This is a genomic window from Pseudomonas sp. BJa3, assembly GCF_026343815.1.
GTDB lineage: Bacteria > Pseudomonadota > Gammaproteobacteria > Pseudomonadales > Pseudomonadaceae > Aquipseudomonas > Aquipseudomonas soli.
On the sequence record NZ_JAOXMC010000005.1, the window covers coordinates 272,220 to 285,047 of the forward strand.

Consider the following 12,828-nt stretch of genomic DNA (forward strand, 5'->3'; position numbering starts at 1 on the left):
CATGCCGACCTATCGCTACCAGGCCGTGGATCTTGCCGGCAAGGCACACAAGGCCAGCGTGCAGGCCGACAACGAGCGCCATGCGCGGCAATTGCTGCGCGAGCAGGGGCTGTTCACCCGGCACTTGCAACGCCACGACAGCGCCCAGCCCCGTCGTCAGCGCCTGACCCGCGCCCAACTGTGCGAGCTGACCCGCCAATTGGCGACCTTGGTTGGCGCTGGCATCCCCCTGGTCGATGCCCTGGCCACACTGGAGCGGCAACTGCGCCAGCCGGCCTTGCACGCGGTGCTGGTGGCCTTGCGCGGTTCCCTCGCCGAGGGCCTGGGGCTGGCGCGTAGCCTGGCGCGACAGGGCGCGCCGTTCAATGGTTTGTACTGCGCGCTGGTCGAGGCCGGGGAGCGCTCCGGGCGCCTTGGCCAGGTGCTGAGCCGTCTGGCCGACCATCTCGAACAGGTTCAGCGCCAGCGCCACAAGGCGCGCACCGCGCTGATCTACCCGGCGGTGCTGATGGGCGTGTCGCTGGCCGTGGTGGTCGGCCTGATGACCTTCGTGGTGCCCAAGCTCATCGAGCAGTTCGCCCACTCCGGGCAGAGTCTGCCTTTGATCACGTCGCTACTGATCGGCTTGAGCCAGGGGCTGGTGCAGGCCGGCCCCTATCTGCTGGCACTGGCGATCCTGGCCGCGCTGTTGGGCGGCTGGCTGCTGCGCAAGCCGCACTGGTGCCTGCGCCGCGACGACCTGCTGCTGCGCCTGCCGCGTATCGGCGTGCTGCTGCAAGTGCTCGAGAGCGCGCGGCTGGCGCGCAGCCTGGCGATCCTCTGCGGCAGCGGCGTGGCCCTGCTCGAAGCCTTGCAGGTGGCCACCGAGACGGTTGGCAATCGGCGCATCCGCGCAGCCATGGAGCAGGTGCGCCAGCAGGTGCAGGGCGGCACCAGCCTGCACCGGGCGCTGGACAACGCCGGGGAATTTCCGCCGCTGCTGGTGAACATGGTCGGCAGCGGCGAGGCCAGCGGCACCCTGGCCGACATGCTCGAACGGGTGGCCGATGACCAGGAGCGCGGCTTCGCCCGCCAGGTGGACACCGCCATGGCGCTGTTCGAACCGCTGATGATCCTGGTGATGGGCGCCGTGGTGCTGTTCATCGTGCTGGCGGTGCTGCTGCCGATCATGCAGCTCAACCAGGGATTGCAACTGTGACAAGGAGAACTTCGATGCAACGACGACGCAACCGCCAGCGGGGCTTCACGCTGATGGAAATCATGGTGGTGATCTTCATCATCGGCCTGCTGATCGCCGTGGTCGCGCCCAGCGTGCTGGGCAACCAGGACAAGGCGATGAAGCAGAAAGTCATGGCCGACCTCGCGACCCTGGAACAGGCGCTGGACATGTACCGCCTGGACAACCTGCGCTTCCCCAGCACCGAACAGGGCCTGGCGGCGCTGGCGAAGAAGCCGACCCAGGAACCGCTGCCGCGCAGCTGGCGCAGTGACGGCTATATCCGGCGCCTGCCGGAAGACCCATGGGGCACCCCGTACCAGTACCGCATGCCCGGCGAGCACGGCCGGGTCGATGTGTATTCGCTGGGCGCCGATGGCGTGCCGGGCGGCGAAGGGCTCGATGCCGACCTGGGCAACTGGGCGCTTTAAGTTGATCAAGCCTATGGCCCACTCCCTCCAGCGCGGCTTCAGCCTGCTCGAACTGCTGGTGGTGCTGGCCATCGCCGCCTTGATGACCAGCATGGCCGTGGCCTGGCTTGACAGCGGCAGAAGCAGCATCGACCAGGCGCTCGATCGCCTGGCCGCCACCACCGTGGCCCAGGCCGATCTGGCGCGCCATGCCGGGCAGTTGCGCGGGCTGCGCTGGAACGGTCAACGCCCCGAGTTCGTCCGTCGGCAAGGCGAGCACTGGCAGGTGGAAAGCGTGGCACTGGGTGATTGGCCCAAGGGCTTGCGGCCGGACTGGCCAGCGAGCCAGGCGCCAGCGCTGCTGTTCACCCCCGATGGCTGGTCACGTCCGGGCACTGTGCGCTGGCGCTGGGCCGAGGGCGGTCAGCGCTGGGACTGGGACCGCGGCGGGCAGTTGCGCGTGAGCGCGATGCCATGAAGCACCGGCAACGCGGCTTCACCCTGTTGGAGGTGAGCGTGGCCCTGGGCATTGCCGCCGTCCTCGCGGTGATCACCAGCCAGGTCCTGCGCCAGCGCCTGGCGGTGCAGGAAACCGTGCAGCAGCATCGTCTGGGCCTGCTGTGCGCCCGTGAGCTGCAGGCACGTTTCGTGGTCGAGCAGTATTGGCCGGCGACCAACCAGGACAACGGCGTGCTGGTGCAGGGCGGGCAGGCCTGTCATTGGCAGTTGCAGTTGCGCCGCACCGGTGTGCGCGACCTGCGCCGTGGCGAACTGCTGTTGCATGCCGATCGCGACCAGCGCCTGCCGCTGGGGCAGTTCACTGTGTTTCTGGAGCGGCCATGAAACGGCGCCAGGCGGGCATGACCCTGATCGAACTGCTGGTGGCCCTGGCCCTCACGGCCTTGCTCGGGGTGATGCTGTCGGCGCTGGTCAACGGCTGGCTGAAGGTGCGCGAGCGGCTCGATGAACAGGTGAGCGAAACCGGCGTAGTGGATTTTTGCCTGGCCTTGGAGCGGCGCTTCGACAGCCCTGTGCTGCGCCGCCTGTACGAACAGCGTTTGCCGTTGGCGACGCGCTGGCTCGACTGGCAGCCCGACCGCCAGCAACTGTCGTGGGTGGCCGCCGCCGCCTGGCCGCAGGCCGAAGGGGGATCGCGCTTGCAGCGTCAGCGCCTGCGCTTCGAGCCGCGTGAACAACGGCTGCTGCTGGAAACCTCGGCCGACCTGTATGCCGCCGCGGCACCGGTTTGGGTGCTACGTGAACGGCTGGAGCGGGTCAGCGCGATGAATGTTCTCTACCACCAGGCCGGCCGTTGGCTCGCCTGGCCTTCCGATCAACCGGCGCACCCCGGTAGGGGCGTGCGCGTGGAGCTAGTGCGTGATGGAGCACCTTATACCTGTACCTTCGTTCTGCCCTGGGGGCGCGCATGAAGCTTGAATGGCGCCGGCGGGCGCCGGCACAACCCTGGCTGCTGCTGCGCCCCGGGGAGGTCTGGGAGTGGCTGTTGGTCAGCCAAGGCCGTCCACTGCGCCAGGGGCAGGGCGAACCTCCGGCGGGGCTCGGGGCGCGGGTTGCCCTGATCGTCCCCGGTGAGCATTGCAGTCATTTCCAGCTGCCCGCGCCGCCTGGGCTGAAACGCGAGGAATGGCCCTTGCTGCTCGAGGATCGCTTGCTGCAAGGCGACGATGATGTACTGTGCGGCTGCATCGGCCGTCACGCAGGGCACTTGCGCCTTATGGTTGTGGCGCGGGGCAGGCTCAACGAATGGCGGGGGCAGTGCGCCGGCTGGGGGCTGATTGTGGAACGTTGCTGGGCCGAGTTCCAGTTGCTGCCCGACTGTGCAGCAGAAGCGGCCTGGCATTGGCGACGAGGAGCGATGAGCCTGTACAAGGGCCAGACCCACTGGCTGGCCTGGCCGCAGGGCCTTGGCCCGCCTCCCGCGCTCGCCTGGCTGCCTGGCGAGGTCGAGGGCATCGACGGCGACTGGCCCGATGTGCTGGCCCCGCTCGATGGCTTGCCTGGCTTGTTCGAAGCCCGCCGCCCCCGCCAAGGCCTGCGCCTGGCAAAAGGGCAGGCGCGCCTGGCAATTGCCTGCCTGGCGTTGATGTTGGCGTGGGGCGGGCTGTGGAGCGCGCAACAGTGGCGCCAGGCCCAGCTCTATCGCGCCCAGGTGCAGGCCGTGACCGGCATCCAGCCGACGCCTCGCCAGGCGGCGCGGGTGTTGACGCAACTGCAGGACGAGGCGCGTGAAAGCCAGGTGCGCCTGCGCCAGCTCGAGGCGTTGCAGGCGCAGGTCCATGGATGGTTGAACGATCATCCCGGCTGGCGCCTGCAAGTGGTGCGCTTCGATGGCCAGCGTTGGCACCTTGAGCTGGTCGGAGAGGGTGCAGAGGCACCCTGGCAGGAAATGGCCACGGCAGCCGGCGTGCAGGTCCAGGTGGAAGACGAGGCGCGCCGCGTGGTGTTCGACCTGGGGAGCGCCGCATGAGCCATGAATGGATACGACAGCATCGGCTAGCGCTGGCCTGGGGTGTCGTCGCGCTGTTGCTGGTGTTGTTGGCGCTACGTGAGGGCGTGGCCTTCTGGCAAGAACAGCGGCAATGGCAGGCACTGGCCGAATCGCTGGCGGCACAGCCGCGCCAGCCTGCGCTGACCCTTGAAGCGTTGCACCAATCGGCCCAGGCCCGGCATATCGAATTGGCCGAGGTGCAGTCCCAGGATCAAGGCTGGCTGCTGCGCGGCAAGGTGGTCGATGCCCAAGCCCTGCAGGGCTGGTTGCAGACCCTGCGCGATGACGGCGCGCAGCCGTTGCAATGGGGGCTGGAGCGAGATACCGAGGGGCTGCGTTTCACTGTGCGGCTTCGACCATGAGGCGGCGGGCGTACCTTTGGCTGGGCCTGGTGTTCTGCCTGACCCTGGTGGCAGAACTGCCGGCGCGTTGGCTGGTGGCGGGGTTCGGGTTGCCGGCGGAGGGGGTGAACGGCAGCCTGTGGCAAGGGCAGTTTGCCCGGCTCGGACCGGTGGGACCCGTGCAATGGACATGGCGTCCATGGCAGCGCGACCTGCAGGTGCGCCTGGGCTTCCAGGGGCAGGGCTGGCAAGGCCGGCTGAGCGGTTGGCCGTGGCGTTGGCAGGCCGACCTTAAGGCGCTGGGCGCACAGCCAAGCGTCGGCGGCGACTATCGCCTGGCCGGGCAATGGCAGGGCAGCATCAAGCTGCAAGGCTCGGGGCAACATTGTCGAGCCGCCGCAGGCAGTATCACCGTCGCCGACCTGGCTTTGAACGCGCCCTGGTCGCTGGAGCTGGGGCAGGGCTCGCTGGCGATGGCCTGCCGTCAAGGCTGGCGGTTGAGCGCTGGCCTGGTTCGTCAAGGCCAGCACCAGATGAGCCTGGACGCCGACCTCGCGGCCCGGCAAGCGCAGGTCGATTTCGTGTTGCAGGCCGATGCCGTTTTGACGCCGGTGCTGCGCGGCGTGCAATGGCTGGGGCCCGAAGACACGGTCGGGCAGCGCCGGCTCAGGTGGTAGCTCGCTTGTCGGTCAGAGGGCGAGGGACCATTGCGCGACCCAGAAGCCTTGCTCCAGCGATTTGCGCGGGCGATCGCTGGCATGCAGTGCGCGTTGGTAGTCCAGGCGCACCGTACTGTGCGGCAGGTTCAACTCGACGCCAGCCGAGGCGCCGACCAGGCGCTGCGACGGGCTGGTGCGCGCATAACGGGCCCAGCCAAGGTCAACGCCGAAGGATGGGCGTACCTGCAGCGGCAGGGGCAGTGGCTGGCTGAAGGTGTTGCGCCATGCCCCGGCGCTGGCCCCCGCGACGTTGTGCTGGCGGAATCCGCGCACCGCCGAATGATCGCTCAGTTGCATCTGTTCGACGGCGGGCAGCACATGGGCGCTGTATTGCAGGGCCAGTTCGCTCTGCCAGCGCCAGGGCCATTGAGCCGGGCCTTGGCGCAGGTGCAGCAGGTTGGCGCGGTACTTGGTGAAGTCCGGGCGGGGCGCCTGCTTGTGGGCGAACGGGCGATCGGCGCCGAACCAGCGTACCCCTTGGCTTACGCCCAGGTAAGCGTTCCACAATCCACCTTCGAGCCACAGCAGGTTCAGCCCGGCTTCGACAGTCGCCAGGGTCGGGCTCTGCAGTGCCAGTACGGCGGGGCCGAAGCGGTTGAGCAATTGCTTGCGGTCCAGGCGGGCGCTGGCGCTGAGCATGCCTTGCTGGTTGCGCCACAGCACGCGCTCGGCGCTGACACCGTAGAATTCGCTGCGGCCACTGCTGGCGTAGCGGGTGTTCGGGATCGGTGCTCGGTAGCGCATCTGGCTGGCATTGAGCCTGAAGGTCCAGCGGCCATGGGGAATGCTGTAGTACAGGCTGGCGCCTTCATTCTGGCCGGGCGCGTCGAACACCACCGAATTAAGCGAAAGGCGCAGCTCGTCGTTCAGGCCCAGCGGGCTGTCCAGGCCAAGGCCCAGGTTGAAGCGGTGGCGACCGGTCAGTTCACCGCCTCGGTTGTCGAGCAAGGCATCCAGGTGGGCGCGGGAAGCGACGCGCCGAGGTTCGAGCACGACGCGGGTGCCGCCCTGCATCTCGCCCGGCAGCAAGGCCATTTGCAGGTCATAGGCACGCAGTCGGTTGAGTTGGTCCAGGCCTTGCTCGAGGTCTGGCAGGTGCAGGGGAAGGCCGAGCATGCCCGGAAATGCGCTTTGCAGCGACAGGGGCAGGTCGGTGCCAGCCAGTTCGATCGATTCGATGAAGCCTTCGACGATGACGATGTCCAGCGGGGCGCCGTGCTCGGGGGGGCGGGCCACATAGGGGCGACTGGTGGGATATCCGGCTTGCACGTAGTGCCGGGTCAGTTGTTTGAGTAGCCGGTCAATTTCGGCGACACCCATGCAGGAGGACGACAGCGCACGCACGATCGGCTGCAGTTGCCGGGTATCGAGCATGCGGTTGCCGGCCAGGCGTACTCCGCTGATCGCCCAGCAGTGCTGGTCGGGGTCGAGCGTTGCAGTGTCGCGGTCTTCAGTGGCGTTGGCAGGTTGATTGCGCTGCCAGCGTTCGAGCCGCTGCTGCTGCTCCAGTTGTCGCACGGCCTGCTGCTGATCCCGTAACTGCTGGCTGGCCGGGTCGAACGTGGCGATGGCGTTGGCCGATAGCGTCATGATGAGGCAAGCCAGAACGACAGTGGCGACGCGGCGCATACCTGCACTTGATGGGCGGAAAATATGGGAAGAGAAGAACGGTACGTTCATGGGATTCGGTCCGATGCCGCTGTGGGAACGGGTGTGCCCGCTCCCGCAGAGTCCGTGTGGGAGGCTCAGCGACCCACAGGCCGCTGCCTGGCACGCGTCAGCGCTGGCGGCTCTCCTTTATCTGCGAGACATACTCGGTAGTGCGGTCGTGACCGGTGTTGCTGTACGCCTTGTGGTCGTCAGCCTTGTCGGTGTTGCCGGTGAACAGATTCGAGAGGTACGAATAGGCGGTACCTGCAAGACCGGTCGTCGACAAATCGACATTGACCTTCACATCCTTGGCGTAGTCCCGACCGCTCAGGTTGTCGCGGGCGACCGCGCCGCCGCCGAGTCCGACCTGGCCATCGGCCGCCTGCAGCGTGGCGCCGACCAGGCGAGTGTCGCCACCTACCTGCAGATCAATGCCTTGCGTGCCGGACAGGAGCGTCTGCTGGCTGACGGTGTCGTTGCTGCGCTTGGCGTAGTCGATCTTGACCGATGGGGTAAATTTCGCGGTGACTTTGTTCCACAGCGCCCCGGCGATTTCCGTGATGTTGCCGCCCTCGAAAACGCTCGCCAGCGAGGCCGGAGCGTCAGTGTCGGCAGTTGCCTGTTGCTTCTGGGCGAGACTGGCATCGATCTCTAGCTTCACGCTGTCGACCTGGTCCTGACGGCTGGCCACCCGCAGGTTGCCGTCGATCTTGCCTTCGATTGCCTGCGCCTCAAGTTGAGCGCCTTCGATGCGGGTATCGCCCTGGCTGCGCAAGTCGATCAGGTCGGCGCGCAGTTTGCTGTCATGCCAGGTGGTGTTGTCGCGTTTGTCCCGGCCGACCTTGACCTGGGCGTTGATGCCTCCAATGTCCATGGCATTGACCTTCAGGCCGCCACCAAGGGTAACGTCGAGGTTGTCGTGGCGCTCGGTGTTACTGGCCGCCTCGACCAGCAGACCACCATTGCCAGCGTCCAGACCTATCCGCTTGGCGTTGGCTTGCAGCCCTTGCACGTGTAGCGCGACGTCGTCGTGGGCAAGACTGGTGAGTTGCAGTGTGCCCTTGCTGTCGAACCGCGCACCAATGGCTGTACTGCCCCGCTCGTTGACCCAACCGAAGGTGCCCTGGCCACCCAGTCCGCCACCGGTGCTGCTGCCTTCGACATCCAGCTTGCCGCCCCTGGTCTGGCCCTGGCTCTGGCGTGTATCGCTGGCGGCTGTCACGCTCAGTGTGCCTTGGCTGTGCAGGGTAATATCGCCGTTGCCGCCGTCGACACGGACTCCCTCGTAGTGACCACTACGTTCGAGTTCTACCTGAACCCCCTGGCTGCCCTGCAAACTGCCTACTCGAGCTGTGGTTGTCTGCTTCAGCTGGTTCAGGGTGTTGCCATGACCTTCAAGTCTTGCTTTGAGATCAGTTCCCGTGATGGTGCTAACACGCAGGCTGCCGCCACCCGTGGTGTCGCGGACTTCGCTGCTGCTCTGATCCCGGGCGGCCAGCATCTGGTGCTCCCCAGCCTCGATGCGCAGGCTCCCGGTCCTGGCCTTGTAGGCGCTCCCTTCATCCATGAGCTGATTGGCTCGAATGGTGATGTCGCCACCGTCGAAGGTCGTGACCTGCGCGGTGCTGTCGGTGTCCTTGTGCACACGCGACGTGCGCTGCAGCGACAGGTCGGCGCCGACGTTTGGGGAGGCCGCCTGGTCTGCGGCTTTCTCACCACCGAACAGCCTCTTGACACGATCGCTGAGGTATTTGTAATCGATACCGACGCTCAGGCCGCCCTGCCATTCAGCGACGCTGGTTTCGCGGACCTTGGTGTCGGCTGCTGCACGGTTGTCAATGTGCTCGGCGTCCACTTTCAAGGTACGTCCCGCTTTTAGCTGTGCAGCGGCCGTAGTCAGTTGCGTGGCGTCTATGTGCAGGTCGCGAGCTGACTCCAGATTGCTTCGTCGCGCGGTCGTTTCGTGCTCGAGTACCGCGGCCGGGCCATGCTGGCCATCGATGCCAAGGCCTACACGGTCGCTGCCGCCGGTGACGTTCAACGCGGCGCCGGTGCGGGTATCGAGGGTATGCCTGGCGTGGCTGTCGTAGGCCGCCGCCAGTTCGATTTCGCTGGCGGCCAGCTTGAGGTCTCCTGTGTCTGCCTGCACGTCCGAACCGCTGACCTTCAGTTTGCGATCGCTGCGCAGGGTGACGGAGCCCGCGTTGATGCTGCTGGCGACCTGGCGGGTCGCGGTGGTCTGCTCGTCGCTCTGCAGTTTTTCGTAGCCGACCTTGGCCGAGTACTGCTCCGAGTCCGGCGCGGCCTTGCCGGCGCTGGCCACGAACTCGCGCTTGCCAGTGGTGCGTTGGGCATGGTCGTTTTCCACGGCGCTTTCGATCCGCAGGGCGCCCTTGGCGTCGAGTTCGACCTGCTTGCGCGCCTCGAGGCGGGCGCCGGAGATCTGCATGTCGGCCCCGGCGCTGGCGATGAGAGTGCCGCCCTTGAGGGTGCTGGCCTTGACCCGCTCGGTGTGTACCTGGCTGTCGATATCGGTGCGGTCCAGATAGCGCCTGTGGGTGGACTGCTCGGCGATATCGAGAGTGTCCACGCCAGCGTCGATCGTCATCTTTCCACTGCTGCGCAGTTGCAGGGCGTTGTCCGCCTCCAGTTGCGTGGCCGTCAGGTGCAGGTCGGTACCGGCCTTCAGGCTGAGGCTGTCTTCCGCCACCAGACGGCTACCCAGTTGCTGGCGACTGGTTTGCGTGGCATTACCCTCATGGCTTTCGGTGGGGATGAACAGCCATTGCTTCGCCCAGTTGACCGGGGCGTCCGTCACCTGTTCGCGGGTGGCGGTGTCCAGGGACAGCTTTTTGCCAGAGTGAACCTCGATCTGCCTGGCCTTGCCATGGGCATGGGTGAGCTGCAGGTCGCCGTCGGCCTTCAAGTCCAGCTTGCCGGTGTTGCTGACCAGCCTGGCCTGGCGCTTGTCATTGCCCTGTACTTTCAGGTCACCCGCGGAGTGGATGATCAAGTCGCGGTCCGCGCGCAGCTCCTTGTCACCCACTTGTACGCCGGCGCCTTCGGCGGTACTGACGATGCGGATGCGTCCGGCCTGCATGGCGCCGAGCAGGTTGGCATCGATGGCGGTGGCGACGGGCAGGTGTTCGAGCACCTCGCGGCTGCCGGTGTCGACAAGGTTGCGGCCGATGGTCAGGTTCAGCTGCCCCTTGGCCAGCAAGTGCCCTGTGCTGTCGATGCGCGGCGCGATCAGGTCCAGGGCGCCTGCCGCATTGCTCTGGCCACGGCCCAGCACTTTCAGCGTGCCGTTGGCGTCGCGGCTGTCGAGCTGCTTGATCTGTCCATCGTGAATGTCCGCCTTGCCGACCAGGAAGCCGGCCCGGGTGGTATTGATGAAGCTGCCGCCGTTGAGGGTGATGCCGTTGGGGTTGGCGAGCAGGTAATCGGCTTTCTGGCCGAAGATTTCCTGAGCCCCCTCGATTCGCGAGGCGTTCTGGCCGACCACCTCGTTGAGGATGGTCGAGGCGGCGTGGCCCTGGAACTGCGGGTTGGCGCCCAACTGGCCGGCCAGCTGCGACTGTCCGGCCTGCAGGGCATTGTTCAGCACCAGCCCAGGCTTGCCGACGTTGTAGTCGAGGAACTGGTTGTGTGACAGGCCGCTGGCATTGGGTGCGACGATGTCGATGACCGGTACGCCATGGCCATTGTCGATGATCGGGGTGCCGCCAGGTCCTGATGTCGGTGTCAGGGCGCCTTGCGCCTGAACCTGGGTGCTGCCGAGCAGGGCAAGGAAGACAGCCCAGCGCAGGGTATCTGGTCTGATCTTGGATACAGGATTGTGCATGAAAACCTCGCAAGTGATGTACGAAATCGTGAAATCAGCTGCGGGAATTCTAAGAATGTCAGTGATGGCATTTATGTGGCTCAACGCCACTATATTGCGGGGAATGAGACGATTCTATCTGTAGGAAAAGTGGGCGATGGGGTGGCGAAAGAGGGCGCTAGAAAGAGAAGGCCCGTTCAGCGTGAGCAGGACAGGCCTTTGGTGCCAACGGTGAGCGCTCAGGGGCGGATTTCGATCAGCGTGCCATCCTTCACCATGCTCCACACCTCGCGCATGTCGTCGTTGCGCATGGCGATGCAGCCCTCGGTCCAGTCCAAGGTGTGGAAGTACCACTCAGGGTACTCCTCGTTGATCGGCGTGCCGTGGATCATGATCATGCTGCCAGCGGCGACCCCGTCGCGCCGTGCCTTGGCGGCGTCGGTGATATTGGGGTAGGAGATGTGCATAGCCAGGTTGTAGCGGTCGCTGACCTTGCGCCAGTCCAGCCAGTACAGGCCTTCCGGGGTCTTCTTGTCGCCTTCGCGTTCCTTGGCTCCCTTGGGCTGCTTGCCCAGGGAGATACGGTAGGTCTTGAGCGGTTCGCCACGGCTGATCAATTGCAGCCGGCGTTCGGACTTGATCACCAGCACCTTGTCGATCAGGCGTTGCTGCTGAACCCCGCTGGTGGCGGGCTGGACCGGCGACGGCGCGGCCGACGGCGTCTTGCGGATAATGGTCTCGGTGAAGGCGGCTTGCGACACCGAGGCGACACTGAGGCAGAAGAGGGCAAGCAGCCAGCGCATGAAACCGTATCCCTGAAAACTTAGGTGGTTGACGACGTGACGTTCATCGGCGGCAGATACTCATGGCCAATCGGATAGTGCTGCCTGACGCGGTCGCGATAATAGCATTCTAGTGTGCGTGTGACGGTGCGGAAAGCCAGCTCGCGCCATGGGATCTCGTGCTCTTCGAACAAGCGTACCTCGAGGCTCTCGATACCCACGGCGAAGTCCAGATCGACCAGTTCGGCGCGGAAGAACACGTGCACCTGATTGATGTGCGGCAGGTCGAACAGCTGATACAGGCTGGTTTCGCCGACCTGTGCGCATGCCTCCTCGACGGTTTCGCGACGGGCGGCGGCATCGAGGGTCTCGCCGTTTTCCATGAAACCGGCGGGCAGTGTCCAGAACCCTCGGCGCGGTTCTATTGCCCGGCGGCACAGTAATACCTGGGAGCCCCAGGTAGGCAATACCCCTGCGACGATATTGGGGTTCTGGTAGTGGATCGTCTGGCAATGGTCGCAGACATACCGCGCACGGCTGTCGCCTTCGGGGATCCGCTGGGTGACCGGTTGGCCGCACGCGCTGCAGAATTTCATGCTTTCATTCATTCCAGTGGGGTCGGGCTATCTTGGCGCGCCCGGCTCGCTTACCGCAAGCGGCCTGCGGGCGGGGCTTGGGTGCCTCGCGGCTTTGGTGCATCATGCAGGGCAGGCCTTGGACACGAGAGTGCGTAATGCTGGACGAGCTTCTTCGCCGAATGAGCAACCATACCCCCGCGTCACCGGAGACGGACCGCCGTTTCCCCGAAGCGGCGGTGCTGCTGCCCATTACCCGCAGCGAGGAGCCGGAGCTGGTGTTGACCCTGCGCGCCAAGGGCCTGTCCACCCACGGTGGTGAAGTCGCCTTTCCGGGCGGGCGGCGCGACCCGGAGGACCCAGACCTGGTGTTCACGGCCCTGCGTGAAGCCGAGGAGGAAATCGGCCTGCCGCCCGGGCTGGTCGAGGTAATCGGCCCGCTCAGCCCGCTGATCTCGCTGCATGGCCTGAAGGTCACGCCGTTCGTCGGTTTGATCCCGAACTATGTCGAGTACCGCGCCAACGACGCGGAAATCGCTGCCGTGTTCAGTGTACCGCTGGCGTTCTTCCGCCAGGACCCCCGCGAGCACACCCACCGCATCGACTATCAGGGCCGCAGTTGGTACGTGCCCAGCTACCGCTACGGCGACTACAAGATCTGGGGGCTATCGGCGATCATGATCGTCGAACTGGTCAACCTGCTGTTCGACGCTGGTATCAGCCTGCACCAGCCCCCCGAGCGTTTCATCGAAAATTGAGCGGGGCACACCCCGCCACTGGCGTTCAACCGTGAGGAGCGACAC

The 12,828-nt window shown here is 65.8% G+C and carries 13 protein-coding genes; 9 read left to right on the top strand and 4 right to left on the bottom strand.

Annotated elements, in window-relative coordinates:
• Position 1 precedes the first annotated feature (1 nt).
• From gspF to OH705_RS08120, 8 genes are read left to right on the top strand one after another with little or no spacing between them, the layout of a single operon-like run.
• Positions 2-1,198 carry a type II secretion system inner membrane protein GspF gene (gspF, locus tag OH705_RS08085; RefSeq protein ID WP_267301762.1) on the top strand — a complete coding sequence of 399 codons (1,197 nt, stop codon included), beginning with the start codon at positions 2-4 and terminating at the stop codon, positions 1,196-1,198.
• Between the two features lie 14 nt (positions 1,199-1,212).
• Entirely contained in the window at positions 1,213-1,647 is a 435-nt protein-coding gene (gene gspG / locus OH705_RS08090) for a type II secretion system major pseudopilin GspG (protein ID WP_046854352.1), read from the top strand.
• 13 nt (positions 1,648-1,660) lie between these two features.
• Positions 1,661-2,104 carry a type II secretion system minor pseudopilin GspH gene (gene gspH, locus OH705_RS08095; RefSeq protein WP_038707593.1) on the top strand — a complete coding sequence of 148 codons (444 nt, stop codon included), beginning with the start codon at positions 1,661-1,663 and terminating at the stop codon, positions 2,102-2,104.
• A complete protein-coding gene (locus tag OH705_RS08100) occupies positions 2,101-2,469 on the top strand; it encodes a type II secretion system protein (RefSeq protein ID WP_267301763.1) in 369 nt (122 codons plus the stop codon). The genes gspH and OH705_RS08100 overlap by 4 nt, the downstream gene beginning before the upstream one ends.
• Positions 2,466-3,056, top strand: a complete 591-nt coding sequence (locus tag OH705_RS08105; RefSeq protein ID WP_267301765.1) for a prepilin-type N-terminal cleavage/methylation domain-containing protein — start codon at positions 2,466-2,468, stop codon at positions 3,054-3,056. The genes OH705_RS08100 and OH705_RS08105 overlap by 4 nt, the downstream gene beginning before the upstream one ends.
• The gene (locus OH705_RS08110; RefSeq protein WP_267301767.1) at positions 3,053-4,114 is read left to right on the top strand and encodes a GspL/Epsl periplasmic domain-containing protein; all 1,062 of its coding nucleotides are present in this window, start codon (positions 3,053-3,055) and stop codon (positions 4,112-4,114) included. The genes OH705_RS08105 and OH705_RS08110 overlap by 4 nt, the downstream gene beginning before the upstream one ends.
• Positions 4,111-4,497, top strand: coding sequence for a type II secretion system protein GspM (gspM, locus tag OH705_RS08115; RefSeq protein ID WP_023633121.1), 387 nt, complete (start codon positions 4,111-4,113; stop codon positions 4,495-4,497). Before OH705_RS08110 ends, gspM begins: the two co-directional genes overlap by 4 nt.
• Complete coding sequence (locus OH705_RS08120; RefSeq protein WP_267301769.1) at positions 4,494-5,153, top strand: general secretion pathway protein GspN; 660 nt, start codon at positions 4,494-4,496, stop codon at positions 5,151-5,153. Before gspM ends, OH705_RS08120 begins: the two co-directional genes overlap by 4 nt.
• Before the next feature lie 12 nt (positions 5,154-5,165).
• On the opposite strand, the gene OH705_RS08125 is transcribed toward OH705_RS08120, so the two are convergent.
• From OH705_RS08125 to OH705_RS08140, 4 genes are all read right to left on the bottom strand, one after another.
• Complete coding sequence (locus tag OH705_RS08125) at positions 5,166-6,785, bottom strand: ShlB/FhaC/HecB family hemolysin secretion/activation protein (protein ID WP_267301771.1); 1,620 nt, start codon at positions 6,783-6,785, stop codon at positions 5,166-5,168.
• 187 nt (positions 6,786-6,972) lie between these two features.
• Complete coding sequence (locus OH705_RS08130) at positions 6,973-10,689, bottom strand: hemagglutinin repeat-containing protein (protein ID WP_267301773.1); 3,717 nt, start codon at positions 10,687-10,689, stop codon at positions 6,973-6,975.
• Positions 10,690-10,907: 218 nt separating this feature from the next.
• On the bottom strand, positions 10,908-11,471 hold the full coding sequence (locus OH705_RS08135; RefSeq protein ID WP_094011655.1) for a L,D-transpeptidase family protein: 564 nt from the start codon (positions 11,469-11,471) through the stop codon (positions 10,908-10,910).
• A 20-nt stretch (positions 11,472-11,491) separates the two neighbouring features.
• The gene (locus OH705_RS08140) at positions 11,492-12,046 is read right to left on the bottom strand and encodes an NUDIX hydrolase (protein WP_094011654.1); all 555 of its coding nucleotides are present in this window, start codon (positions 12,044-12,046) and stop codon (positions 11,492-11,494) included.
• Positions 12,047-12,183: 137 nt separating this feature from the next.
• On the opposite strand from OH705_RS08140, the gene OH705_RS08145 reads away from it, so the two are divergent.
• A complete protein-coding gene (locus tag OH705_RS08145) occupies positions 12,184-12,783 on the top strand; it encodes a CoA pyrophosphatase (RefSeq protein ID WP_023629804.1) in 600 nt (199 codons plus the stop codon).
• Positions 12,784-12,828: the final 45 nt, after the last annotated feature.